This is a genomic window from Pseudomonas sp. GW456-12-1-14-TSB6, assembly GCF_059424205.1.
The window spans coordinates 1-21,601 of record NZ_JBWKZE010000008.1 but is presented as its reverse complement, the minus strand read 5'-3'; the positions used below and the strand labels follow the sequence as shown (position 1 = coordinate 21,601).

Genomic DNA, 21,601 nt, shown 5'->3' with positions numbered 1-21,601 from the left:
GCGGAAGTTTGTGAAGCATCATACGTGCCAGCTCCCGGATCGCCAAACGCGAGGATGTCTCTGAATCCTACAAAGTAGCCGTAAAAACCCCGTTTAGCCTTCGGTCTCGTGTTCCAATTCTTCCGTGACCGTTTGTGTCCCTTTGCCTTTGGTCTTCAATTCACTGACGATCACCGCCGCCACGATCAGCCCCGCACCTATCAATGCGATCGCTGGCAGACGCTCTCCTGCGATGCGCCCGACGATCCCGGCCCACACCGGCTCACCGGCGTAAATCAAGGTCGCGCGGGTCGGCGAAACACTTTTCTGCGCCCAGTTCATCGCCACCTGAATCGCCGCACTCATCGCGCCCAGGCCCAGGGCAGTGCTCAGCAACAGCCACGAGAAATCCGGAATCGCCTCGCCGGTCGGCACCACCATCAAGAAAGACAGGGCCGAGGTTACCGCCAGTTGCACCACCGTCACTCGGCGCACATCCACCTGCCCGGCGTAGTTACTGATGAGGATGATTTCGGCCGCAATCGCGATGGCGCTGATCAGCGTGGCGATTTCACCGGGGCTGAAATTCAGCGAAGCACCGGACGGCCCGGAAAGCAGCATCAGCCCGGTAAACGCCAGCATGATGCCGATGCTCGGCATCAAACCCGGGCGCCGGCCCAGCACCAGCCATTGCAACAGCGGCACGAACGGCACGTACAACGCCGTGATGAACGCCGACTGGCTGCTTGGGATACTCTGCAACCCAACGGTCTGCAAGCCATAACCGAGCAGGATCGCCACGCCGATAAAGGCGCCAGCCTTGAATTCGAACAGGGTCAGTTCCCGCAGGTGTTTCCAGGAGAACAGCGCAACAATGCCAGCTGCGGCGGCAAAGCGCAGACCGACGAAAAACATCGGGCCGCTGACGGTCATCGCGTGCTGCACCAGCAGAAAGGTGCCGCCCCAAAGCATGGTGATCAACACCAGCACGCACTCGGCTTTGCTGAACCGGGAAAATCGCAGGGGAGTTTGAGTGGAGTTGGCTGACGTCATGACCTTGCGCACTTTTAAGGAGGGGACGCACAATGCGCCAAATGGTGCGCAGTATACTGCCCAACCCCAGCCAGTGAGCAATATAGTGCACAGAGATTCCGTTCAGCGGGCTTCAGTCCTGCAACACGTCAGCCAGAACGTCCGGCGCCTGCGCCACGCCGCCGACATGAGCCAGACCGCCCTCGCCGAAAAGTCCGGGGTCAGCCGGCGAATGCTGGTGGCCATCGAGGCGGGTGAGAAGAATGTCAGTCTGACCACCCTCGACCGCGTCGCCGAAGCCCTCGAAGTGGCCTTCAGCGATCTGATCCAGGCCCCGGACAATCGCGATCCCGGCCGTATCAACGAACTTGCCTGGGCCGGCAGCATCCCCGGCAGCAAAGCCGTCTTGCTATCCAAGGCCAACGCCACCCGCGCGGTGGAGCAGTGGGAATGGTGCCTGCAACCGGGTGAGGTCTATCCCTCGCAACCGGACGCCGAGGGCTGGAGCGAACAGATCTTTGTGTTCGAAGGCTGCCTGACGCTGATGCTCGGCGACCAACCCCAGCAAATCGCGGCCGGCGAGTTTTTCATGTTCGCCAGCAATCAGCCGCACACCTACCGCAATGACGGGGAAGTGGCCGCGCGCTTCGTGCGCAATGTGGTGATCTGACTGTTGCAGGGCCGACAGCGGATAAACAGTTTGCTCCATCCTGCGTGCAGACTGCTTTAGGTTGTTATCTCAACATATTGATAAATAAGTTAAATATATTAAGGCATGACTCCTGCTACGGGTTCTGGATCCTCATCCGGAAACAACGGAGTCGCCTCACATGACCGTCTCAATTCACACCTTCAAACGCCTCCTGACAATCGGGAGTGCCGTCTGATGCCCCGCGAAATCCGTCTCAACGCCTTCGACATGAACTGCGTCGGCCATCAGTCGCCGGGCCTGTGGGCTCACCCTCGGGATCGCTCCTGGCAATACAAGGATCTGGAGTACTGGACCGATCTGGCGAAAATCCTCGAGCGCGGCAAGTTCGACGGTTTGTTCATTGCCGACGTGCTGGGCATCTACGACGTGTACAACGGCAACGGCGAAGCGGCCATCCGGCAGGCGGCGCAGGTGCCGGTCAATGACCCGTTGCAGTTGATTCCTCCGATGGCGCTGGTCACCGAGCACCTGGGTTTCGGCCTGACCGCCTCGTTGTCCTTCGAACATCCGTATCCATTCGCCCGACGCCTGTCGACCCTCGATCACCTGACCAAGGGCCGGGCCGGCTGGAACATCGTCACCTCTTATCTGGAGAGCGGTGCGAAGAACATCGGCCAGCAAGCTCAGACCGAACATGACGCGCGCTACGACTTCGCCGAGGAATACCTGGAGGTCTGCTACAAACTGTGGGAAGGCAGTTGGGAAGAGGGCGCTATCCTGCGGGATCGCGAGCGGCGGATTTTCAGTGACCCGAGCAAGATCCACGAGATCCGCCACCACGGCAAACACTTCCAGGTGCCGGGCATTCACCTTTGCGAACCGTCGCCGCAGCGCACGCCGGTTCTCTACCAGGCCGGCGCGTCCAGTCGTGGCAAGCAGTTTGCTGCCGAGCATGCCGAGTGTGTATTTGTCGCGGCACCGTCGAAAGTGCTGCTGAAGAAAACCGTGGCCGACATCCGCCGTCGCGCCGCCGAGGCCGGGCGCGATCCGTCGAAGATCCTGATCTTCAATCTGCAAACGGTGATCCTCGGCGAGACCGACGCCAAGGCCAAAGCCAAGTTCGAAGAATACAAATCCTGGGTCAGCTACGAAGGCGCGATGGCGCTGATTTCCGGCTGGACCGGCATCGACTTCAGCCGCTTCAAACCGGACGAACCGCTCAAACACGTACACACCAACGCGATTCAGTCGGCGGTCGAAGCGTTTTCCACAGCGGATCCGAACAAGGTCTGGACCCCCAACGAACTGGCCGATTGGGTCGGCATCGGCGGCTTCGGCCCGCTGTTCGTCGGCAGCCCGGAAACGGTGGCGGACCTGTTGCAGGAATGGGTCGACGAAACCGACGTCGATGGCTTCAACCTCGCCTACGCGCTGACCCACGAAACCTTCATCGACGCCGTGGAATTGCTGGTGCCGGAGTTGCAGAAGCGCGGTGTCTACAAGACCGAGTACGCGCCGGGGACCTTGCGTGAGAAGCTGTTTGGCGAAGGGCCGAGACTGCCGGAGATCCATCCGGGCAGCGGCTATCGAAACCTCGGCGAGCTGCATCGGCAGGAGAAAAAGGTCGCGTCTGTCTAGACGTCTTCGCGGCGTCTGAATGACACTGGCCCGAGCATATCCTCAGCTGCGAGAACGGCATGACTCAAACCGATACAACCGCCACCCGTCACGCCGACATTCTGATTGTCGGCGGCGGCCTCAGCGGTACGATGCTGGCGGTGCAATTGCTGCGTTTGCCGGGGCGCAGAACGATTCTGGTGATCGAGCCCCGGGCCGAACTGGGCCGGGGCGAAGCGTACAGCGCGGTGGAACTGGGCCACACGCTCAATGGCAATGCGGCGCGGATGAGCGTCGATCCGGACAATGCCGATGACCTGACCCACTGGCTGACCGATCATATTGCTGGTGGCGGTTGGCCAGAGTCTGATCAGCAACATGTACCGGTCAGCGAGCTGTTTCCGCCTAGGGGGCTGTTCGGCGTGTACGTCCAGCAGCGTCTGGCCGAAGCGCAGCAGGTGGGTGCGCAACAGGGTTCGACAGTCGAGCATGTACGGGCCGAAGTTGTCGATGTTCAGGCTTCCAGCGATTGCGTGCAGCTCACCTTGAGTGACGGCCAGCAACTGCGAGGCGCCTTTGCCGTGCTGGCGACCGGGATGTTCCCGGCTGCCCGCACGCCGCAAAAGGAGTCCAGCGGCCTCAACGCGGCGGCACTGGATCCGTGGGATGTCGCGGCCATGCGCCAGCTCGATCCACAATCCACGGTGCTGATCATCGGCTCCGGCCTGACCATGGTCGATGCCGTGGTGTCGCTGGAGCAGGCCGGGCATCGCGGGCCGATCGAGGTGTTTTCCCGGCACGGGCTGCTGCCTCATGTTCGTCGGCAACCGCCCGCGTGGGTGGACTTCCTCGCCGAGGATCACAGCATTCGCACACCGCGCCAGCTATTGCGCGAATTGCGTCGGCATTGCCGCGACGCCATCGCCCAAGGCATCGACTGGCAGGCGCCGCTGGACACCGTGCGTGCGCACATCGGCCGGTTATGGAGTCAGGCCAGCGATGCGCAGCGCCGGCAGTTCGTACGGCATGTGCGACCGTGGTGGGAAAGTCATCACCATCGTTCACCGCCGCTGAGCGCGGAACTGGTCGAGCGTCTGCACCGGGAAGGGCGATTGCGCATTCATGCTGCGTCCTACAAGGGTCTTGAATTGGCGTCGGATGGCGGGGTGAGTATCCGTATTCGCCCTCGCGGTAAGGCTGAGACCCGCGTGGTGCAGGGCGCGGCGTTGATCAATTCCAGCGGCATCGAATACGACTGGCGCCGGGTCGCGCGACCTTTGCCACAGCAATTGTTGGCGCGCGGTCTGGTTCGCCCGGGGCCGTTGGCGCTGGGCATCGCGGCGGCGGTGGACGGTGCGGTGCTGGATGAAGAGGGTCGGGTCTCGAACCGCCTGTTCGCCATGGGCCCGCCGCTGCGTGGCATGTGGTGGGAAAGCACCGCTGTCACCGACGTGGCGTTGCAGGCCAAGGCGCTGGCCGCGCGACTGGTGCGCTGACGCCCGAATGCAAGAAACCCCGCTTCGGCGGGGTTTCCTGTTTCTGGCAGCTCAAACCGATCACTCAGTAGCGCTGATATTTGGAGCCGAATTCCGGGCGGTTTTCCGCGACGTACAGTTTGGTCTGTTCAGCATTCTGTTGCAGTTTGAGGCCGTCTTTGTGTTCGGCATCGATGCTGACGGTGTCGACGTTCAGGGTGCCGGACTGGCCAATGGTCGTAGCCGCGACAACTGGAGTGCTGGCGTGTGGGGCAGCGATGGCGGAGGTGGCGCCGATCAGGGAAACGATGAAGCCGAGGGCGATGATGTCTTTCATGATGTTGCTCCAGAGAGTGGGGAGAAGATGGGGCCCACTGTAGTGCTGGAGGGTTTTGATGTGAAAACACCCTTGCGCATAGTTGTTATCGAAGGTGTTGATGCGCGATCAGCGCGGGAGGGTATTGCTCAGCCAGCGCTGGCGCAGTTGCTCCAGACGACCGTCGGCCCGCAATGTATCCAGCGCCTGCTGCCAGCGTGCTACCTGTTTCGGATCGGTCTGCGGCGAAAACGCGATGTAGGTGTTCTGCTTCATCAACGGGATCTGGTACTGCAAGCGTCCTGGCTCCATGCCTTGTTCGCGGGCGAGGGCGGCCTTGGACCAGGTATCGGAGACCACGAAATCGGTACGCCCCAGGCTGAACAGTCGCATCATCTGCTCCGGGGTTTCCACGCCGTAGAGATTGTTCAGGTCTTGCCCTTGCAGGTAGCTGTAGACCAGCCATTTGCGCGGTACGGTGATCCGGCCCAGGTGATCGGCTTCACGCAGGCTGTGCACGGGAGGCTGGAGATTGTCGCGGGCGTATAGCGCGGTTTCGACTTCGATCAGCGGCCCGACCCATTGATAGCGATCGTCGCGCTCATCGGTACGCAGCACGGTGAATACGCCGGTGTCGGGCGTGTCGCTGGCCATGCGCAGGGCGCGCAGCAGCGGGACTTGTTGCAGATGGATACGGTCGCCGGTCTGGTTCGCCAGGGCCTGCACCACGTCCACACCGAATCCTGCGAGCTGATTGCCTTGCATGAAATGCAGGGGCGGGTGGTTGTCGGTGAGCAGTTGCAGGTCCGCCGCAGTGGCCGTCAGGGCCAGCATTGACAGCAGACAAGCGGCAAATCGTTTCATGGATCGTCCCTGAACAAATCAATCGCGCAGCTTAGTACGAGCAGTGATGACTGTCGTGGGGAAACAGCGGGGCTTTTGTGTCAGAGAACAAGGCTTATCGGTAGTGATCGCTGCGGGGGCAGAGCGCCCCCGGCAGGAATCGACAACGGCGGGTACAGACGATCAGTAGCGCTGGTACTTGGAACCGAACTCGGGACGGTTCTCGGCGACCAGTACGCTGCGGGCCGAACGTTCGCGCAGTTCCTGCAAGCGGTCGGCGCCACCTTCAGCTACACGTTCACGCAACTCTTGCAAACGGTCAGCACCGCCTTCAGCCACGCGTTCACGCAGTTCCTGCAAACGGTCGGCGCCGCCTTCAGCCACGCGTTCGCGCAGTTCCTGCAAGCGATCCGCGCCACCTTCGGCCACGCGATCCTTCTGCAGGTTTTCCGAGCCGTATTCGGCGACCAGCGGCTGGGAGCTGGCGGACGCCAGGTCGGTCAGGGCCAGGCCACCGAGCAGGCTGATTACGAGTACCAGGGATTTCGAGGACTTGAACATGGTGCTTCTCCTTGCGTTTGAGATGAGTGAGCCAGTGCTTTCTGGTGGGTTCATTCAAACGCGAGGGTGTATCGCTGATATGTGGTGTTACGGCCCAAAAACACCGGTTACGTATCTGCGCGGCGAATTTATACAGAGTGATACAAATCCATCAGGATTCGGCGAGCATCTCCACGGCGAAGGAGAACACATAACCCTCGTTGCGCACGGTCTTGATGTAGGTCGGCTCGCGGGAGTCGTCCAGCAGACGCTGACGCAGGCGGCTGACCAGCAAATCGATGGAGCGGTCGAACAGGTCGGCGTCGCGCCCCTGGGTCAAGTTCAGCAATTGATCGCGGCTGAGCACCCGTTGCGGATGATCGAGAAACACCCGGAGCAGGCGATACTCGGCGCCACTGAGGGCGACCATGGTGTCGTCTTCATCGAGCAGGTGGCGGGCGGTGGTGTCCAGGCGCCAGCGGCCGAACGCGAGCAGGCGCCCGGTTTCGGTGATCAGCAGATTGGGCGGCAGCATTCGCGTGCGGCGCAGCACGGCGTTGATCCGCGCCAGCAGTTCGCGGGCAGCGAAGGGTTTGGTCAGGTAATCGTCGGCGCCCATTTCCAGGCCGAGGATGCGGTCGGTCTGGTCGTCGCGGGCGGTGAGCATCAGGATCGGGATCGCCTTGTGCTTGCCGGCACGCAACTCGCGGCACAGCACCAACCCGTCATCGCCGGGGAGCATGATGTCGAGCACGATCAGGTCGACCGTGTTGGCTTCCAGAAAGCTGCGCATCTGGCGGCCATCGGCGACCACGGTGCTGCGCAGGCCGTTCTTGGTCAGGTAATTGCCGACCAGCTCGCGGATCTCGCGGTCATCGTCGACGATCAGGATGTGGTTGATGTGATCCATGGTTCGCTCTTTTTATAAGGAGTGCCCGAAGCGTTGCGCTTCGGGCACCTGTCTCTTCGGGTCAGGACACCACGCGATAGCACGGCACATACGCCGCGCCACCCGGCAGTTTCATCCGGTGCTGGGCGACGAAGGCTTTGAGCAGCAGATCGAGCGGCTGCATGATCGCGGCGTCACCACGGATCTGGTACGGCCCGTGTTCCTCGATCAGGCGGATGCCCTTGTCCTTGACGTTGCCGGCGACGATCCCGGAGAACGCACGGCGCAGGTTGGCCGCCAGTTCGTGGGGCGGCTGATCGCGGTGCAGCTTGAGGTTGGCCATGTTCTCGTGGGTCGGATCGAACGGGCGCTGGAAGCCTTCGTCGATCTTCAGCAGCCAGTTGAAGTGGAATGCATCGGCGCGTTCGCGGCGGAACTGCTTCACGGCCTTCAGGCCCGCGGTCATCTGCCGCGCCACTTCCGCCGGGTTGTCGATGATGATTTCGTAGTGCTTTTTCGCCGCTTCGCCGAGGGTGGCGGTGACGAAGGCGTCCAGTTGTTCCAGGTATGGCGCGGCATGTTTCGGCCCGGTCAGGATCACCGGGAACGGCAGGCCGGCGTTGTCCGGGTGCATCAGGATGCCCAGCAGGTACAGGAACTCTTCGGCAGTGCCGGCGCCGCCCGGGAAGATGATGATGCCGTGGCCGACGCGGACGAAAGCTTCCAGACGTTTTTCGATGTCCGGCAGGATCACCAGCTCGTTGACGATCGGGTTCGGCGCTTCGGCGGCGATGATGCCCGGCTCGGTCAGACCGAGGTAACGGCCACCGTGAATCCGCTGTTTGGCGTGGGCGATGGTCGCGCCTTTCATCGGGCCTTTCATCACGCCCGGGCCGCAGCCGGTGCAGATATCGAGGCTGCGCAGGCCCAGTTCGTGGCCGACTTTCTTGGTGTATTTGTATTCTTCGGTGTTGATCGAGTGGCCGCCCCAGCACACGACGATTTTCGGCTCGACGCCCGGACGCAGGGTGCGCGCGTTGCGCAGCAGGTGGAAGACGTAGTCGCTGATGCCCTGGGAGGTGCTTAGGTCGATGCTCAAAGCGTCGAGTTCGTTTTCGGTGTAGACGATGTCGCGCAGGGCGCTGAACAGCATTTCCCGGGTGCTGGCGATCATTTCGCCGTCGACGAAGGCGTCGGCCGGGGCGTTCAACAGTTCCAGACGCACGCCGCGATCCTGTTGGTGGATGCGGATTTCGAAGTCTTTGTAGGCTTCCAGAATGGTTTTTGCGTTGTCGACATGGGCGCCGGTATTGAGGATGGCCAGGGCGCACTGGCGAAAGAGGGTGTAGGTGCTGCCGGTTCCGGCCTGGCTCAGTTGCTGAACTTCACGTTGGGAAAGGGTTTCGAGGCTGCCTTTCGGGCTGACCGAGGCATTGATTACGTGTCGTTGGGTCATGCAGTGATCCTTAAAACGATGTCATTGCCGGCACGGCCAATGGCATCTGAATAGTGTGTATCCATGAATGAAGATGGCACGATCTGCGTGGTATCGCCATGTCCCCGTTGGACTTTGAAAAGATGAAAAGGAGCTCCAGCATAGCTAAATCCGCCTCAGAGGCGATAATGCGCCGGCCTCTTTTTATTTCAAGCCATGGAAGCCTGTCGCGATGTTCGAGATTCAACCGATCGATGCCATCACTTATCGCCAGCAGACCCGGCGCAGCACGCTGATCATCGCGGTGCTGTTTCTGGTGCTGGCGATGGCGTTTTCGACGGCGGCGGTGGCGCTGTTCGGCGAGCCGGGCGGGGACAATCTGCGGTTCAATGTCGGCGGGGTGTTTGGCGCATTTCTGCTGACGGCGGCGTTGCTGCGCGGGCGTTTCTGGAATCAGACCTGGATGGCTCCGGCGGTGTATGGCTGGCGGCTCAAGCGCAGCCTGATGAGCGTCACCAACGTGATGCATCAGGTGACGGCGGCAGTGGAGAAGGGTGATCCGTTGGCAATGAAAGTGCTGCGTTTCTATCACCTGGGCCTGACCCAGATGCATGAACTGGACGGCAACTCCAGCGATCACGCGCAATTGCACCGGGAGGTCGAAGCGCACAAGGCGCGGATGGAGGCGCTCGGTCTGGACACCGATCAGACGCACCTCGATCCGGCCTGGCTGGAAACCTTGAAAGCGCGCTAAAACGGAATGCGCGCGGCGCGTCTGAGTTTCCAGCGGCGAATCAGGCGCCCGTAGACCAGCAAGTTGACCACCAGCACCACGCTACCCAGTACCAACTGAATCTGCGGGGTCAGCCCGGCCGGGTAGATGATCGGCCAGACGTAATGTTCGATGAAACCACCCGCGTATTCGGTCTGCCCGGCAGCGTGGCGCATCAGGTTTTCCCAATAGGTCAGCGGACAGGTCAGGTGCAACACCTCGACCGCCACGCCCCAGGCCGCCGCCGGCAAATGCAGCCACATCAGCCGCGGCCACTTGAGCACCAGCAGCCCACCGAACAGCACGAACAGAATGAACAGCAAATGAAACAGCACCAGCCCGTCGGCGGCTATTCGATACAGCATGTCGTCTCCCTGACGCGTGTGTGAATGGTTGCCATGTTACGCCGGTAAACGACTGACGGAAGGAAGGGGTTGCGCCAACTGCGCAAGATTGTTCAAGCCATGAAAGGGCGTTTGCTGGCAGAGTCCGGGGCCTTGTCTCACGGTTGAAGCGTGTTATGTCTGATTCATTAATGCCGCGCAGTGCCTTCCTTCGCGGCGCCGCGGCGATCATGCCGTTATCCTTGGCAACCGCTCCTTGGGGGCTGCTGGCCGGCTCAATGGCGATTGAAGCCAACCTCACGCCGCTGCAAGGGCAGGGCCTGTCGAGCATCGTGTTCGCCGGCGCTGCGCAATTGGTGGCAATCGGCATGCTCAAGGGCGGCGCCGGGATTTTCTCGATTCTGCTGACCACGCTGCTGCTGACCTCGCAGCACTTGCTTTACGGCATGAGCATGCGCCAGGTGATTTCGCCGTTGCCGGGGCGCTGGCGTATTGGCCTGGGTTTTTTGCTCACTGACGAGCTGTTCGCGCTGACCAGTCAGCACGATCGTCAGCAGTTCAATCGCTGGTACGCCTTGGGTGTCGGCCTGACGTTCTACATCGCCTGGAACCTTTTTACCCTGGCCGGCATTGTGCTCGGCAGCAGCATTCCGGGGCTTGAACACCTTGGGCTGGACTTCTCGATTGCCGCCACCTTCATCGCTCTGATCACACCGGTGGTGCGCAATGTGCCGACGGTGGTCTGCGTGGCGGTGTCGCTGTTTTGCTCGGTGTTGTTCAGTTATTGGCAATGGGGTTCGGCGCTGGTGCTGTCGGGGCTGGCCGGCATGACGGCCGGGTTCATCTGCAACAAGCTGTATCGGGAGCGCACATGATGGTCTGGGCAGTGATTTTCGGCATGGGGATTCTGGTGTTCCTCAATCGTTACGTGTTTCTCGAACCACGCTTGCCGGTACGGTTGAGCAGCAACGCGCGGCAATTTCTCGGTTTTGCCGTGCCGGGCATGTTGACCGCGATTTGCGGGCCGATTGTGTTCATGCCGGACAAACAACTGAATCTGCAGTGGGATAACCCTTATCTGCTGAGTTCGTTAGTGGCAATCGCACTGGTGATCTACACGCGCAACACGTTGCTCAGCATGCTATTGAGCATGGCGTTTTTCTTTGTATTGCGCTGGTGGCTTTAAGTTCTACGCTTAATGGATCAATTTCATGAGCGAGGTGAACATGGCAACCGAGCAGAAACGTCCTGAAGAAGATGACGAACCGAGCGAAGAAGAAATCGAACGGGAGAAACACAAGGAGCAGACCTGGAAGCATGACGACAGCCGCGAGTTGTCCGACCGTGATCAGGAACGCCCGCTGAAACCCTGAACGCCACAACGAAAAGCCCCGCGATTGCGGGGCTTTTTCGTTTCATCAAAGATCTTCCAGCAGTGTGAAATCGGGGTGGGAGGCCCGATAACCCAAGGTCTTGTCGATCCAGGCATTCAGCTCGTTGACCATCACCGGCGGGTGGCAGGGATAGTTTTCGAGGGTGGCGCGCAGGATGCGGTCGATATCGGGTACGTCACGCAGGTTTCGAGTCTTTATGTAATGGCCGATAAAACAGTCGAGTTGAAAGCGTTCTGTCGGGGACAGATGAATACACTCCAGGCCTGTGACCTGTTTGATTGCAAAATCGTCGCGCAACTTAATTCTCTGCAAGGCTTGTAAGTTTGTGGGGGATTCCTGGTTTTGCTGACTCTTTGGTCAACTGGTATGCCAAAAGGAAATGCGGCGCGCATGCTATCCGTAGTGTTTGTAAATGTATGTATGACGGTTGAAATGTCAGACAGGCGGTTAGTTCAATCAAACGACTGTTTAGGTTGAATGTTTCGCGTTTGAAACACCGCGTGTAACAGGCAGGATTCGATTCGTGAGTTCCTGCTTTTGATAACGCACCGCGTCGACATTTATTTACGGTACGGCATCAATCAATTCCGCGCCCTGATTGCGGGAGTTGCCCACCGCTTTGCCGACTTTGTGCCATTGGAACGCTTCGCTGGGCTCGGCTTCGAACAACAGCATCTGCTCGGCACGCTCTGTGGGCGTGGCGGGATCGAGCCATTCCTGAACCCGGTCAGGGCGCAGCACAATCGGGCGCCGGTCATGCACATCGAGCAAGCCGCCTTCGCTGTTGGCGGTAATGATGACGAAGCCGTCGTCTTCCCGTGAAAGTTCGCCGGGTATCGGAAACTGGCCGATGGCGGCGCAGAAAACCGGCTGATGATCGGCCCGGCGAATCAGCCACGGCTGTCGGCTTTTGTCGGGTGCATCGACCCACTCGAACCAGTTGTCGACCGGCACGATCAGTCGATGACGCCAGATCGCTCGAAAGAACGGCCCGTGGGCGACTTTTTCCAGCCGCGCGTTGATCGGTGCAGCGCGATCCCTGGCCCAGTGCGGGCGCCAGCCCCAGCGCAGATTGTCGGCGTATAGCCGTTGTTGGTGCTGATGAAGGATCGCCAGTGACGTGGTGGGCGCGGCGTTGTAATGCGCCAGCGGCGCCTCGCCGACGTGATTGATCAGCGCATCGGGAATGCTCAGCACCGCGACGAAATCGTGGATACCCCGGTATTGCGACAGTCTTCCGCACATCGGCCAACCCTCCGGCGAACAGCTGCCTGAAGGTTTCAGCTTAGTTGCACGGTTCAATCCTTGCTGCCCTGACCGGTGAACGCGTCGCGCCAGACCAGCCAACGGCGTTCCAGCACGGCCAGCAGGCCGTCGCTGAGTTTGCCCAGCAGCGCCAGGACGATGATCGCAGCCAGCACGATGTCCGGCCGCGAAGTTTCGCGACCGTCACTGAGCAGGTAACCCAGACCTTTGGTCGCCGCGATCAGTTCGGCCGCCACCAGAAACATCCACGACAAACTCATACCGCTGCGCAATCCGGTGAACAGGCCGGGCAGGGCGGCGGGCAACAGTATCCGTCGCACCAGTTGCAGCGGGCTGAAGCCGTAGATGTGCCCGACCTCCACCAGTTTGCGGTCGATGTTGCGGATCGCCGCGACCACGTTGACGTACACCTGGAAGAACGCGCCGATGGCGATCAGAACGATTTTCGAGGTCTCGTCGATCCCCAGCCATAGCAGCAACAGCGGCACCCAGGCCAGGCTGGGAATCGACCGCAGTGCGGCGAACGTCGGTTCCAGATAAGCCTCGGCTTCACGGCTCAGGCCGACCCACGCGGCAAACACCAACGCCAGGCTCGCGCCGATGGCAAACCCCAGCAGCACGCGAATCAGGCTGGCGCCGATGTGTTTCCACAGGGCGCCTTCGGCCAGGTCGGTGAGGGTCAGGGCGATCTCGCTCGGCGCCGGCATCTGGTAGGACGGCAGCCAGCCGATGCGCACGATGAATTCGAGGGCGATCACGATCAGCAGTGGCAGGGCCAGGCCTTTAAGGCGCCGACGCCAGAGCGGATTCAGCAGTGGGAGTCTTCGGCGTGGTGCCGGCACGGCGAGGCGGGCGGGCAAGTCGTTGCTCATGGACGGTTCTCCGCTCACGACAAATCCGCGACGGACGCGGACTTGTCATGAGCCTGATCGGTTACTGGGCGGCGGCGACTTGCTGGAAACCGGTGTCGATCAACTGATCGATGACCTGATCGACATTCACCCCACGGCGCACCAGTTCTTCGGAGACCAGAATCGGCGCGGCGGCTTTCGAGGCCAGCACGTCCCTGGCGGTCAGCTGCGGGCTGCTCAGGTCGGTGCGCGACAATTGCAGTTTGGCCACGTCCAGCGGCAGACCGGATTCGCTGGCGAGCAATTTGGCCAATTCGTCGGGGTTCTTCACCGACCACTCGCGGGCCTGCTCATAGGCCTTGATCACGGTGTCGATGGTTTGCGGGTGTTGCTTGGCGTATTGCTCGGTGACGCTGACCACGCCGTAGCTGTTGAAGTCGCGATTGCGGTACAGCAGGCGCGAACCGGCCTGCACCTGACTGGCGGCCATGTGCGGATCGAGGCCGGCCCAGGCGTCGACATCGCCTTTCTCCAGCGCGGTGCGGCCGTCCGGGTGCTGCAGGTGCACCAGTTCCACGTCGTCCTTTTTCAGCCCGGCCTGTTGCAGGGTGCGCAGGGTAAACAGGTACGGATCGGTGCCTTTGGTGGCGGCGATTTTCTTGCCCTTGAGGTCGGCGACGGACTGGATCGGCGAGTCCTTGCGCACCACCAGCGCGGTCCATTCAGCGCGGCTATAGACGTAGACCGATTTGATCGGGCTGCCATTGGCACGGCTGAGCACGGCAGCGAGGCTGGCCGACGAGGCGAAATCCACGCCGCCGCTGTTAAGGTATTCCAGCGAGCGGTTGCTGCCCTGGCTCAGCACCCAGCTGACTTTGCTCTGGGGCAAGGCTTTTTCCAGGTAGCCCAGATGTTTCAGCGCCAGGCTGACCGGCGAGTAATAGGCGTAATCCAGATGCACTTCGGCCGGCGGCGCTTCGGCAGCGTGGGCCAGAGGTTGCAGGCTCAGGGCTACAGCGCAGGCCGCGAGCAGCGTTTTGACGCGGGAAAACGGTAAGAAGGGTTTCATGGGCACGCTCCGGCAAGGCAACAGATTCTTATGTCCAAAAAGATATTTTTATCGAATGCTTCCTGCATGAATGGAATATTGCAGGCTCTGTGCCATGTACGTTTTGTCCCATATTTACGGGGGGTGACGCCGGTTTTGCAGGTTTGAAGTGTTGCAGGGAAAACACTGTGCCGAGCCACTGTTGCTCGGCAAACAGTGCAACGGGAAGGTGCTGAGCTTATGCGCTAATAGAATTTCAAATCTGATTTGTAAGAGCGTTATGGTCTATAAAAAATCCCTTCTGCAGGACTCGCCATGAAGCTCTCACGTTTCCTACGCGCCGCGTTGACCAGCGCACTGTTTGCCACGCCGTTGACCTATGCTGCCGAACCCTTGGTCCTGCACGTCGGCGACCAGAATTACTACAACATCCGCGCTTCGATAGAAGCGTCCGGCGTGTTGAAGGACGCGCCTTACACGGTTGACTGGAAACACTTCCAGGCTGCCGCGCCGTTGGCCGAAGCGTTGCAGACCGGGTCGCTGGATCTGGGTTTCCTGGGGGATTCGGGTTTTCTGTTTCTGGCCGCTAAACAAGCGCCGGTGAAGCTGATCGGTGTGTCACGACAGAATCCGGACACCATCGCCCTGTTGGTGCCCAAGGATTCTCCGGTGAAAACCATCGAGGACCTGAAGGGCAAGAAAGTCGCCTACTGGCCGGGCGCCTGGAGTCAGCAACTGACCTTGCGGGCACTGGAGCAGGGCGGTTTGCCGGAGAATTACGTCGACTTCGTCAAACTGATGCCGATCGATGCGGCGGCCGCGCTACCGCAAGGCAGCATCGATGCGTTCCCGGTATGGGAGCCGTACATTTCCCAGCAGATCGTGTTCTCCGGCGCCCGGCCGATTCTCACGGCGAAAAACCTGATGCCGGGCTTGAGCGCCATCGCCGCGTCTGCGCCGTCCATCGACAGCAAGCGCGAAGCGATCGCCGATTTCCTCGGACGTTTGAAGCAGGCCAGGGCCTGGGTCGACAGCCACACCGACGAGTACGCCGACCTGTGGGCGAAGAAGGCCAACCTCGATCAACAGGTTTCGCGGCACTGGTTGCGCCAGGCGCACATGACGGTCGGCCCGGTGGATCAGCAGGCCGCCGCCGATCTGCAAAGCACGGCCGACTTCCTGTTCAAGGTCAAGGCGCTGCCGGCTCCGCTGGCCACGGCCGGTATCATCGACAGCTCGTTTCAACAGGCGCTGGCGCGCTGAGCGAGCGCCGGAACCAAACCCTGTGTATCTTTATCCAACCTCGGCCCATCTCAATGGGTCGCAGGGAGGCAGCAGCGGCGAAGGAGTTTTGCCAATCGACAACATGACCGCAACGGTCGGGCTCAAGGCAAAACATGACACAGTGGTTCAAGGTTTTCTGTGCGATGGCGGTAGCCGTCGGGTTGGCCGGATGCATCGCCGCTCCCATCGAAATGACCGCGCAGACCGAAGCCCGGCTCAAGACTCAGGCGCCTGTGCGCTTTCTATTGACCTTCGATGACGGCCCCAGCGCTTCCAGTCTTTTCAACCCCACCGACACCGTACTCGACAGCCTCAAGGACAACCCGCTGCAACCGGGGATCAAAGCGGTGTTTTTCGTCCAGACCCGCGCACCCCGAGCGGGCAACAGCGAGATCGGTCGGCGAGTCATGCGCCGCGAGCACGCTGAAGGGCACATTCTGGGCTTTCACACCGCCACCCATTGGCACACCAATCATCGATTGCTCGATCCCCAAGAACTCGAAACCTCGCTGACCAACGGTTCGGCGGACATCGCGGCAATCACTGGCGCGCCGCCGACGTTATTGCGTCCGCCATTCTGGAACTACGACAAACGCACCTTCGCCGCTTATCAGCAGCACCATATGCAGGTGTTGCTGACCGACCTGAGCGCCAACGACGGCAAGATCTGGGGCTTCAACGCCAGCCCCCGGCGGCGGGCGAACATGCTGCGACAACTGTCGGAAGTCCGCGAACGGATTGCTCTTGGCGAACTGCCCACTGTGGACGGGGTGATTCCGGTGGTGGTGACCTTCCATGACCTCAACCGCTACACCGCGCGCCACACCCGCGAGTATCTGCAGATTCTGCTCGACAGTGCCGCCGCCACCGGCGTACGACTGGCAGGCAAACCGTTCTATGACGATCGCGCGGCGCTGGAAAAAGCTGCGCTGGCGCGCACGGTGCGCGAGTCGTCGAAACCGGTGAATCTGCCGGGAATATGGAACTGGATCTGGGACCATGACGCCCATTGAGAACCGCGATTTGAAGTTGTGAAGCGGTTGGCAATTTTTACACTGGGCGGCAGGGGCGGGGCAGTGAAAGCTCATCTATGCTGATCGGGTCGCCCGAGCCAAAGCCTGTGAGGCGTGCCCCCATGATTGCCATTGCCGACATTTGCCGCATCGTCGAATCCGGCTTTTCGCCGTTGTATTGCGACTGCACCGAAACGGCGCAGGGCCTCTTGCAGATCAAGGTTTACGAACCCGACAGCGGGCGTGTCGAGTTGCTGCTCAATGGTGTTTCTCCTGAGCATCTGGTCACCATTCGTGACATCTCCAATTTCATCGGTGAATTGCGCACGGAAATGAGCGCCGGACGCCGGGCGTTCGCCGGCTGAGAGTCAAAGGCGTCGTTGAAAGGCGCGGACGATGCTCAGCGTGGCGTCACTGACGTTCAGATTCTGCACCGCATCCAGCGGGTGCCAGAGGCAGTCGACGATCTCGTTCAGCGGGCGAACCTGCTCAATGTTCAGCACCGACGCCTCGTAGACGTGGTGGCGGGTGCTGCCGTTTTGCAGTTCCATCAGATAAAGCATGTCATCGCTGTCCAGGCCGGTCTCTTCCTTGAGTTCTCGGGCGGCGGCTTGCGCGCGGGTCTCTCCCGGTTCGACGGTGCCCCCCGGAAGCGTCCAGCGGCATCTGGGTTTGCGCACCAGGAGAATGTGTCGATCCTGTTCGCAGATGACGGTTGCTCGTACTTTCATGTGTTACCTGATTGCCGTTTGTCATAAATCTGTCATGAATTAGCAATATTTGGGCCGCTGCCGGTTTAGAGCTTCTGAGTGCCCGGCAGCGGCAAAAGTGCCGGAGACTTGACGCGGCTGCGGTGCGACGTCCGGTCGGCACGACTGCGTGTTGCGGGTGTAAGGTGCAAAAGTTCGTTAGAAGACAGGAGGTGCCTATGAGCATGGCGATGCTGAACAAAATGCACATGAATGGCTACGACGTACTCAGCGTGAACAACGGCCCGTGGCGGGTCTGCACGCAGGGTGACCGGCTCGCTTCGTTTGCCAGTCGCGAAGAAGCGCTGGCCTACGCCGCCGCACTGCCGGGGTACAAAAGCCGTGTACGCGGTCGCAAGACAGGCTGAAGGCCTGTGGAGAAAAAGCCCCGGATGTCCGGGGCTTTTTGTTGTGGACCGGGTGGGTTTCAGTGGACTTTGGTTCGGCTGATGGCGCGGGCTTTCACTTCCCGGGCATACAGCTGCAGGCGCTCTTCATCGCTTTGCAGCACCTCGCAGGATCGCAGTACCGCCTGGGCGTCCGCCTCGTTGCCCGACTGGCGCAATTGCTCGGCAATGCGCTTGAGGTCCACCGCCGACCATCTCAAGTCCGATGCCACGCTTTGCAGGTCACGTTGAAGTTCGTGTTCGTATTCATTGAGCCGCATGATCACCTCCGGAACATTCTCGGTAAAACAGAGTAGCCGCATTTTTTGGGAGTGGGGCAAGGTCATCTGTCGGTGAGCTGATTGGTCCGGTTTTCGAGGAGTACAGGCAGAGCGCTACGATGGATGTCCGAACAGTTACAGGGTACATTCGCGTTTTTTTCAGATGAAGGAATCACCATGCGGATGTTGATCGGGGGCATGCTGTTGGTGGCATTGGCCGGTTGTTCGTTGCCTGCGTCACTGGTGCCGGGCGAGCCGAATGTCAGCAAGACCAGCGACAAGACTCCCAAGGACTACGCCGCGTGTGTATTGCCGTTGTGGCAGCAGGACGTTGCCAAGACGTCCCAGACAGCGATTTCCAATGGCTACCGGATCACCGCGCCGAGCATCGTCACCGCTGACGAGATTCTCGATGTGGTCAAGTACAAGGACGGCAGCCGCGTTTCCCTGTATCAGGGGCCGCCGTGGGCGAAGTCCGGATCGTTGCGCAAAGCGGTGCGCGACTGCTTGTAAGGTCAAAAACGAGAAAGCAGAAACCGCTGATCGGTTTCTGCTTTTTTTTGCCTGCTGATCGAGTTCAGTCCGAGATGTCGGTGAGCGGAATGCCGGCGCCGCCGGTCTTCTTTTCCCGGCGATCCTGCATCCAGTCTTCCACCTGACTGTTGAACCCCGCCGGTGCCTTGCGCCCGACCTTTCTGGCGATGTCGAGGATGGTCTGCTGGGCGAGGGCTTCTTCCATGCGCTTTTGCGCGGTCATCATCGCGGCGTGAATCGAGCAGGTGCCGTCCAGCGCCCAGTCCGGCGGCGAGCCATCGAACAGCGCGCAGCGTCCGCGAATGTCCCGGCATTCGAAAATGTTCTTGGGACCATCGATGGCATTGACGATGTCGAGCAGGGTGATTTCTTCCGCCGGACGCGCCAGGGTGAAGCCGCCGCGCACGCCACCGGTGGATTCCACCAGCTTGCCTTTGGCCAGTTTGGTGAAGATCTTCGCCAGGTAATCCAGCGGCACCCCTTGCAGCTCTGCCAGGTCACGCACGCTGGCTTCACGACTGTCACCGCCGCTGCCCACCAGAAAGGCCAGGCAGTGAATGCCGTACTCGACCCCCGCACTGTAAAGCGACATAACTATCTCCGACTGTATTTGTCGCCGATGTTATCAGGGTTGTTCGTGGCAAACAAATCGAGAGCGCCTTGAGTGTTTGGCTATTAGGATCCCGGATTTCTTGATTTCAGCTGAATCAACGAGTTGAAGAGGGTGGCTCCGTTCAATCTGAGCTATCGAAGTTTTCGATGCTAATCATCACAAAATCTGACTTGTCGGATATAACGGCGACCAATACAGTCGCCGTTATCCGGTGAGCAGCCTTCCGCGTTCTTGAAAAATACAGACGTGTCCGCTCCCGATGATGTGAATCCTTCCACCTCATTCAGTGACTTGGCTTCGTGCCTGGAGAGAACAATGAAACAGCACATTCTGGTAATCGGCGCAGGTTTCGGTGGCATGTGGACGGCATTGAGCGCCACGCGTCTGGTCGACATTCACAATCGGGACAACATCGACGTAACCGTGTTGGCGCCGCAAGCCGAGCTGCGCGTTCGCCCACGTTTCTACGAGCCGAATGCCCACACACTGGCCGCACCACTGGGCGATCTGTTCGACGCGGTTGGCGTCAATTTCATCAAGGGCGCCGCGAACACCATCGACGTACAGGCGAAAACCGTGGGCTACACCGACGCAGCCGGTGCGCAACAGGTGTTCAGCTACGACAAACTGGTGCTGGCCTCCGGCAGCGGCCTGGCCCTGCCGGACACCCCGGGTGTGGCGCAATATGCGTTTGACGTCGACCAGATCGAAGCTGCGATCCGCCTGGAAAACCATCTGGATTCCCTGATCGGCCAGCCTGAAAGCCAGGCGCGCAACACCGTGGTCGTCGCCGGCGGTGGTTTCACCGGTATCGAAACCGCCACTGAAATGCCGGCGCGTCTGCGGGCCGTGCTGGGCGACGATGCCAATATTCAAGTGATCATCGTTGATCGCGGGCAAAAAGTCGGCGCGTCCATGGGCGAAGCGATCAGCGTGTCGATTGCTGAAGCTAGCGAAGAGCTGGGCGTGGAATGGCGACTGGGTGTGTCGGTGGTGTCCGTCGATGAAAACGGCGTGACCTTGTCGGACGGCCAGCGTATCGAGGCAAAAACCGTGGTCTGGACCACCGGTGTACGTGCCAGCTCCCTGACCGAGCAGATTCCTGCCGAGCGTGATCGTCAGGGCCGTCTGCACGTTGATGCCAACCTGAAAGTCATCGGCCAGGACGACATCTTCGCCACCGGCGACGTGGCTTACGCGGCCACCGACGATGTCGGCAACTTCGCCCTGATGACCTGCCAGCACGCGATTTCCCTTGGTCGTCACGCCGGCAACAACGTCGCAGCGCAGATCCTCGGGGTCGACCCAACGCCGTACAGCCAGCCGAAATACGTGACCTGCCTAGACCTCGGCGCCTGGGGCTCGGTGTACACCGAAGGCTGGGATCGTCAGGTGAAACTGGTCAAGGAGGAGGGCAAGTCGCTCAAGACCCAGATCAACACCCAGTGGATCTATCCACCGGCGGCTGACCGTGCCATCGCGCTGGCGGCTGCGGATCCGATGATCCCCGTCGTCGCGTAAACGGCGTGTTTAGAAAATCCCGCCCGGTTGATGCCGGGCGGGATTTTTTGTTCAGATTCCGCAAACCCCTCCGGCAAGGACCACTCGACCGAACTCGGCGTTGGCCTCCTGAGGTGTGATCGCGAGCAACTGGTCGAGGCGAATTTCCTGTTGCGCGCCTTGTTGCTCGATCACCAGAAATTCTTCTTTTTCACTGCTGGTCCGCGTGGTCACGGCCCGGGCCATCAGACGCTGACCGTCGACCAGCTCGATGTCCAGCTGATAGCCGCGCAGGCAGGCGATTTCCAAGTAGTCGTGCAGATCACAGTTCAACGGCTGATAACGGGTCATGGCGTTACTCCTCGAAACCTTGCGCGATGATGAAACGATCCGGCTCGTGCATCAACCTTCATGCGGCGGTGTTGATGGCGGCAGGGAACGGCGCGGATCAGATTCTGCGGGAAGTGTAATGCGCGGTGACAGTTGATTGCGGGCTTTTTTCCCGCGAGCACTAGGCTTTGAATGCCGGACCATTACAGGCCGGGATTGCTGTTTTGGGAGGAGTGTTTCTTGATTCAAGGAGCGACCGATCATGGATGATCTGGTGAAGGAAGTGATTCCGCTTTTGCAATACCTGGTCCCGGGGTTTGTTTCGACCTGGATTTTCTACACGCTGACGGCCTTCAAGCGACCGGATACGTTCGGCCAGATTGTGCAGGCGCTGATTTTCACGTTTGTGATTCACGGGATGGTGCTGGGGATTGGGGCGGTTTGTGTGTGGGTGGGGG

The 21,601-nt window shown here is 60.4% G+C and carries 28 protein-coding genes and 1 pseudogene; 14 read left to right on the top strand and 15 right to left on the bottom strand.

Annotation, left to right across the window (positions count from 1 at the left end; all coding sequences use genetic code 11):
* Positions 1–93: 93 nt before the first annotated feature.
* On the bottom strand, positions 94–1,032 hold the full coding sequence (locus AC07Y2_RS09365; protein ID WP_103385999.1) for a DMT family transporter: 939 nt from the start codon (positions 1,030–1,032) through the stop codon (positions 94–96).
* An 85-nt stretch (positions 1,033–1,117) separates the two neighbouring features.
* Between AC07Y2_RS09365 and AC07Y2_RS09360 the strand changes: the two genes are divergently transcribed.
* From AC07Y2_RS09360 to AC07Y2_RS09350, 3 genes are all read left to right on the top strand, one after another.
* On the top strand, positions 1,118–1,681 hold the full coding sequence (locus AC07Y2_RS09360) for a helix-turn-helix domain-containing protein (protein WP_085610605.1): 564 nt from the start codon (positions 1,118–1,120) through the stop codon (positions 1,679–1,681).
* A gap of 216 nt (positions 1,682–1,897) precedes the next feature.
* Positions 1,898–3,301, top strand: a complete 1,404-nt coding sequence (locus AC07Y2_RS09355; RefSeq protein ID WP_085610604.1) for an LLM class flavin-dependent oxidoreductase — start codon at positions 1,898–1,900, stop codon at positions 3,299–3,301.
* A 59-nt stretch (positions 3,302–3,360) separates the two neighbouring features.
* Complete coding sequence (locus AC07Y2_RS09350; protein ID WP_103386000.1) at positions 3,361–4,776, top strand: FAD/NAD(P)-binding protein; 1,416 nt, start codon at positions 3,361–3,363, stop codon at positions 4,774–4,776.
* Positions 4,777–4,840: 64 nt separating this feature from the next.
* Here the strand turns inward: AC07Y2_RS09350 and AC07Y2_RS09345 are convergent, their stop codons facing one another.
* The 5 genes from AC07Y2_RS09345 to ppnN all read right to left on the bottom strand — a co-directional run bounded on the left by AC07Y2_RS09345 (position 4,841) and on the right by ppnN (position 8,799).
* The gene (locus tag AC07Y2_RS09345; RefSeq protein WP_103386001.1) at positions 4,841–5,092 is read right to left on the bottom strand and encodes a hypothetical protein; all 252 of its coding nucleotides are present in this window, start codon (positions 5,090–5,092) and stop codon (positions 4,841–4,843) included.
* Between the two features lie 108 nt (positions 5,093–5,200).
* Positions 5,201–5,935 (bottom strand): substrate-binding periplasmic protein, encoded by a 735-nt coding sequence (locus AC07Y2_RS09340; protein WP_103386002.1) that lies wholly within the window; start codon positions 5,933–5,935, stop codon positions 5,201–5,203.
* Positions 5,936–6,097: 162 nt separating this feature from the next.
* Positions 6,098–6,475, bottom strand: a complete 378-nt coding sequence (locus AC07Y2_RS09335; RefSeq protein WP_039767002.1) for a hypothetical protein — start codon at positions 6,473–6,475, stop codon at positions 6,098–6,100.
* 151 nt (positions 6,476–6,626) lie between these two features.
* On the bottom strand, positions 6,627–7,364 hold the full coding sequence (locus tag AC07Y2_RS09330) for a response regulator (RefSeq protein WP_039766999.1): 738 nt from the start codon (positions 7,362–7,364) through the stop codon (positions 6,627–6,629).
* 61 nt (positions 7,365–7,425) lie between these two features.
* The gene (ppnN, locus tag AC07Y2_RS09325) at positions 7,426–8,799 is read right to left on the bottom strand and encodes a nucleotide 5'-monophosphate nucleosidase PpnN (RefSeq protein WP_039766997.1); all 1,374 of its coding nucleotides are present in this window, start codon (positions 8,797–8,799) and stop codon (positions 7,426–7,428) included.
* 211 nt (positions 8,800–9,010) lie between these two features.
* On the opposite strand from ppnN, the gene AC07Y2_RS09320 reads away from it, so the two are divergent.
* Positions 9,011–9,532 (top strand): DUF3087 domain-containing protein, encoded by a 522-nt coding sequence (locus tag AC07Y2_RS09320; protein ID WP_103386003.1) that lies wholly within the window; start codon positions 9,011–9,013, stop codon positions 9,530–9,532.
* On the opposite strand, the gene AC07Y2_RS09315 is transcribed toward AC07Y2_RS09320, so the two are convergent.
* Positions 9,529–9,915, bottom strand: coding sequence for a DUF2784 domain-containing protein (locus AC07Y2_RS09315; protein ID WP_039766992.1), 387 nt, complete (start codon positions 9,913–9,915; stop codon positions 9,529–9,531). The genes AC07Y2_RS09320 and AC07Y2_RS09315 overlap by 4 nt on opposite strands.
* Positions 9,916–10,070: 155 nt before the next feature.
* On the opposite strand from AC07Y2_RS09315, the gene AC07Y2_RS09310 reads away from it, so the two are divergent.
* Genes AC07Y2_RS09310 through AC07Y2_RS09300 form a run of 3 tightly spaced genes read left to right on the top strand, consistent with a single transcriptional unit; the run spans position 10,071 to position 11,267 of the window.
* Positions 10,071–10,769 (top strand): AzlC family ABC transporter permease, encoded by a 699-nt coding sequence (locus AC07Y2_RS09310; protein ID WP_085648391.1) that lies wholly within the window; start codon positions 10,071–10,073, stop codon positions 10,767–10,769.
* Positions 10,769–11,080 (top strand): AzlD domain-containing protein, encoded by a 312-nt coding sequence (locus AC07Y2_RS09305; protein ID WP_178082848.1) that lies wholly within the window; start codon positions 10,769–10,771, stop codon positions 11,078–11,080. The genes AC07Y2_RS09310 and AC07Y2_RS09305 overlap by 1 nt, the downstream gene beginning before the upstream one ends.
* A gap of 25 nt (positions 11,081–11,105) precedes the next feature.
* The gene (locus AC07Y2_RS09300) at positions 11,106–11,267 is read left to right on the top strand and encodes a hypothetical protein (protein WP_158248853.1); all 162 of its coding nucleotides are present in this window, start codon (positions 11,106–11,108) and stop codon (positions 11,265–11,267) included.
* Positions 11,268–11,312: 45 nt separating this feature from the next.
* Here the strand turns inward: AC07Y2_RS09300 and AC07Y2_RS09295 are convergent, their stop codons facing one another.
* From AC07Y2_RS09295 to AC07Y2_RS09280, 4 genes are all read right to left on the bottom strand, one after another.
* Positions 11,313–11,585 carry a hypothetical protein gene (locus AC07Y2_RS09295; RefSeq protein ID WP_103386005.1) on the bottom strand — a complete coding sequence of 91 codons (273 nt, stop codon included), beginning with the start codon at positions 11,583–11,585 and terminating at the stop codon, positions 11,313–11,315.
* Between the two features lie 267 nt (positions 11,586–11,852).
* A complete protein-coding gene (locus AC07Y2_RS09290; protein WP_103386006.1) occupies positions 11,853–12,533 on the bottom strand; it encodes an SOS response-associated peptidase in 681 nt (226 codons plus the stop codon).
* Between the two features lie 53 nt (positions 12,534–12,586).
* On the bottom strand, positions 12,587–13,426 hold the full coding sequence (locus AC07Y2_RS09285; protein WP_103386007.1) for an ABC transporter permease: 840 nt from the start codon (positions 13,424–13,426) through the stop codon (positions 12,587–12,589).
* A gap of 61 nt (positions 13,427–13,487) precedes the next feature.
* Positions 13,488–14,474, bottom strand: coding sequence for an aliphatic sulfonate ABC transporter substrate-binding protein (locus tag AC07Y2_RS09280; RefSeq protein WP_039766977.1), 987 nt, complete (start codon positions 14,472–14,474; stop codon positions 13,488–13,490).
* Positions 14,475–14,768: 294 nt separating this feature from the next.
* Between AC07Y2_RS09280 and AC07Y2_RS09275 the strand changes: the two genes are divergently transcribed.
* The 3 genes from AC07Y2_RS09275 (at position 14,769) to AC07Y2_RS09265 (ending at position 17,115) form a co-directional block, all read left to right on the top strand.
* Entirely contained in the window at positions 14,769–15,716 is a 948-nt protein-coding gene (locus AC07Y2_RS09275; protein WP_011334669.1) for an ABC transporter substrate-binding protein, read from the top strand.
* A 134-nt stretch (positions 15,717–15,850) separates the two neighbouring features.
* Positions 15,851–16,750, top strand: coding sequence for a polysaccharide deacetylase family protein (locus AC07Y2_RS09270; RefSeq protein ID WP_103386008.1), 900 nt, complete (start codon positions 15,851–15,853; stop codon positions 16,748–16,750).
* 122 nt (positions 16,751–16,872) lie between these two features.
* Positions 16,873–17,115 (top strand): DUF1652 domain-containing protein, encoded by a 243-nt coding sequence (locus AC07Y2_RS09265; protein ID WP_011334667.1) that lies wholly within the window; start codon positions 16,873–16,875, stop codon positions 17,113–17,115.
* A gap of 3 nt (positions 17,116–17,118) precedes the next feature.
* Here AC07Y2_RS09265 and AC07Y2_RS09260 read toward each other — a convergent pair whose 3' ends face one another.
* Complete coding sequence (locus tag AC07Y2_RS09260) at positions 17,119–17,481, bottom strand: NUDIX hydrolase (RefSeq protein ID WP_039766972.1); 363 nt, start codon at positions 17,479–17,481, stop codon at positions 17,119–17,121.
* 197 nt (positions 17,482–17,678) lie between these two features.
* Between AC07Y2_RS09260 and AC07Y2_RS09255 the strand changes: the two genes are divergently transcribed.
* Positions 17,679–17,867 (top strand): hypothetical protein, encoded by a 189-nt coding sequence (locus tag AC07Y2_RS09255; RefSeq protein ID WP_039766970.1) that lies wholly within the window; start codon positions 17,679–17,681, stop codon positions 17,865–17,867.
* Positions 17,868–17,926: 59 nt separating this feature from the next.
* Here the strand turns inward: AC07Y2_RS09255 and AC07Y2_RS09250 are convergent, their stop codons facing one another.
* Positions 17,927–18,166 (bottom strand): hypothetical protein, encoded by a 240-nt coding sequence (locus AC07Y2_RS09250; RefSeq protein WP_007950501.1) that lies wholly within the window; start codon positions 18,164–18,166, stop codon positions 17,927–17,929.
* Positions 18,167–18,343: 177 nt separating this feature from the next.
* Here AC07Y2_RS09250 and AC07Y2_RS09245 point away from each other — a divergent pair, with 177 nt between their 5' ends.
* A complete protein-coding gene (locus AC07Y2_RS09245) occupies positions 18,344–18,679 on the top strand; it encodes a hypothetical protein (RefSeq protein WP_064597355.1) in 336 nt (111 codons plus the stop codon).
* Positions 18,680–18,743: 64 nt separating this feature from the next.
* Here AC07Y2_RS09245 and AC07Y2_RS09240 read toward each other — a convergent pair whose 3' ends face one another.
* Positions 18,744–19,292, bottom strand: a complete 549-nt coding sequence (locus tag AC07Y2_RS09240; RefSeq protein WP_074688679.1) for an RrF2 family transcriptional regulator — start codon at positions 19,290–19,292, stop codon at positions 18,744–18,746.
* Between the two features lie 336 nt (positions 19,293–19,628).
* Between AC07Y2_RS09240 and AC07Y2_RS09235 the strand changes: the two genes are divergently transcribed.
* Positions 19,629–20,834 carry an NAD(P)/FAD-dependent oxidoreductase gene (locus tag AC07Y2_RS09235; protein WP_103386009.1) on the top strand — a complete coding sequence of 402 codons (1,206 nt, stop codon included), beginning with the start codon at positions 19,629–19,631 and terminating at the stop codon, positions 20,832–20,834.
* 51 nt (positions 20,835–20,885) lie between these two features.
* Here AC07Y2_RS09235 and AC07Y2_RS09230 read toward each other — a convergent pair whose 3' ends face one another.
* On the bottom strand, positions 20,886–21,164 hold the full coding sequence (locus AC07Y2_RS09230; RefSeq protein WP_085648397.1) for a Rho-binding antiterminator: 279 nt from the start codon (positions 21,162–21,164) through the stop codon (positions 20,886–20,888).
* A 241-nt stretch (positions 21,165–21,405) separates the two neighbouring features.
* Between AC07Y2_RS09230 and AC07Y2_RS09225 the strand changes: the two are divergent.
* Positions 21,406–21,601, top strand: a pseudogene (locus AC07Y2_RS09225) (hypothetical protein); the annotation flags it as partial.

Bases quoted from the DNA above. Each gene is read 5' to 3' on its own strand.
- AC07Y2_RS09350 (WP_103386000.1), top strand. From the start codon at position 3,361: ATGACTCAAACCGATACAACCGCCACCCGTCACGCCGACATTCTGATT.
- AC07Y2_RS09365 (WP_103385999.1), bottom strand. From the start codon at position 1,032: ATGACGTCAGCCAACTCCACTCAAACTCCCCTGCGATTTTCCCGGTTC.
- AC07Y2_RS09265 (WP_011334667.1), top strand. From the start codon at position 16,873: ATGATTGCCATTGCCGACATTTGCCGCATCGTCGAATCCGGCTTTTCG.
- AC07Y2_RS09285 (WP_103386007.1), bottom strand. From the start codon at position 13,426: ATGAGCAACGACTTGCCCGCCCGCCTCGCCGTGCCGGCACCACGCCGA.
- AC07Y2_RS09310 (WP_085648391.1), top strand. From the start codon at position 10,071: ATGTCTGATTCATTAATGCCGCGCAGTGCCTTCCTTCGCGGCGCCGCG.
- AC07Y2_RS09330 (WP_039766999.1), bottom strand. From the start codon at position 7,364: ATGGATCACATCAACCACATCCTGATCGTCGACGATGACCGCGAGATC.
- AC07Y2_RS09235 (WP_103386009.1), top strand. From the start codon at position 19,629: ATGAAACAGCACATTCTGGTAATCGGCGCAGGTTTCGGTGGCATGTGG.
- AC07Y2_RS09230 (WP_085648397.1), bottom strand. From the start codon at position 21,164: ATGACCCGTTATCAGCCGTTGAACTGTGATCTGCACGACTACTTGGAA.
- AC07Y2_RS09300 (WP_158248853.1), top strand. From the start codon at position 11,106: ATGAGCGAGGTGAACATGGCAACCGAGCAGAAACGTCCTGAAGAAGAT.
- AC07Y2_RS09250 (WP_007950501.1), bottom strand. From the start codon at position 18,166: ATGCGGCTCAATGAATACGAACACGAACTTCAACGTGACCTGCAAAGC.
- AC07Y2_RS09345 (WP_103386001.1), bottom strand. From the start codon at position 5,092: ATGAAAGACATCATCGCCCTCGGCTTCATCGTTTCCCTGATCGGCGCC.
- ppnN (WP_039766997.1), bottom strand. From the start codon at position 8,799: ATGACCCAACGACACGTAATCAATGCCTCGGTCAGCCCGAAAGGCAGC.
- AC07Y2_RS09305 (WP_178082848.1), top strand. From the start codon at position 10,769: ATGGTCTGGGCAGTGATTTTCGGCATGGGGATTCTGGTGTTCCTCAAT.
- AC07Y2_RS09355 (WP_085610604.1), top strand. From the start codon at position 1,898: ATGCCCCGCGAAATCCGTCTCAACGCCTTCGACATGAACTGCGTCGGC.
- AC07Y2_RS09245 (WP_064597355.1), top strand. From the start codon at position 18,344: ATGCGGATGTTGATCGGGGGCATGCTGTTGGTGGCATTGGCCGGTTGT.
- AC07Y2_RS09340 (WP_103386002.1), bottom strand. From the start codon at position 5,935: ATGAAACGATTTGCCGCTTGTCTGCTGTCAATGCTGGCCCTGACGGCC.
- AC07Y2_RS09290 (WP_103386006.1), bottom strand. From the start codon at position 12,533: ATGTGCGGAAGACTGTCGCAATACCGGGGTATCCACGATTTCGTCGCG.
- AC07Y2_RS09280 (WP_039766977.1), bottom strand. From the start codon at position 14,474: ATGAAACCCTTCTTACCGTTTTCCCGCGTCAAAACGCTGCTCGCGGCC.
- AC07Y2_RS09275 (WP_011334669.1), top strand. From the start codon at position 14,769: ATGAAGCTCTCACGTTTCCTACGCGCCGCGTTGACCAGCGCACTGTTT.
- AC07Y2_RS09335 (WP_039767002.1), bottom strand. From the start codon at position 6,475: ATGTTCAAGTCCTCGAAATCCCTGGTACTCGTAATCAGCCTGCTCGGT.
- AC07Y2_RS09320 (WP_103386003.1), top strand. From the start codon at position 9,011: ATGTTCGAGATTCAACCGATCGATGCCATCACTTATCGCCAGCAGACC.
- AC07Y2_RS09260 (WP_039766972.1), bottom strand. From the start codon at position 17,481: ATGAAAGTACGAGCAACCGTCATCTGCGAACAGGATCGACACATTCTC.
- AC07Y2_RS09255 (WP_039766970.1), top strand. From the start codon at position 17,679: ATGAGCATGGCGATGCTGAACAAAATGCACATGAATGGCTACGACGTA.
- AC07Y2_RS09315 (WP_039766992.1), bottom strand. From the start codon at position 9,915: ATGCTGTATCGAATAGCCGCCGACGGGCTGGTGCTGTTTCATTTGCTG.
- AC07Y2_RS09270 (WP_103386008.1), top strand. From the start codon at position 15,851: ATGACACAGTGGTTCAAGGTTTTCTGTGCGATGGCGGTAGCCGTCGGG.
- AC07Y2_RS09240 (WP_074688679.1), bottom strand. From the start codon at position 19,292: ATGTCGCTTTACAGTGCGGGGGTCGAGTACGGCATTCACTGCCTGGCC.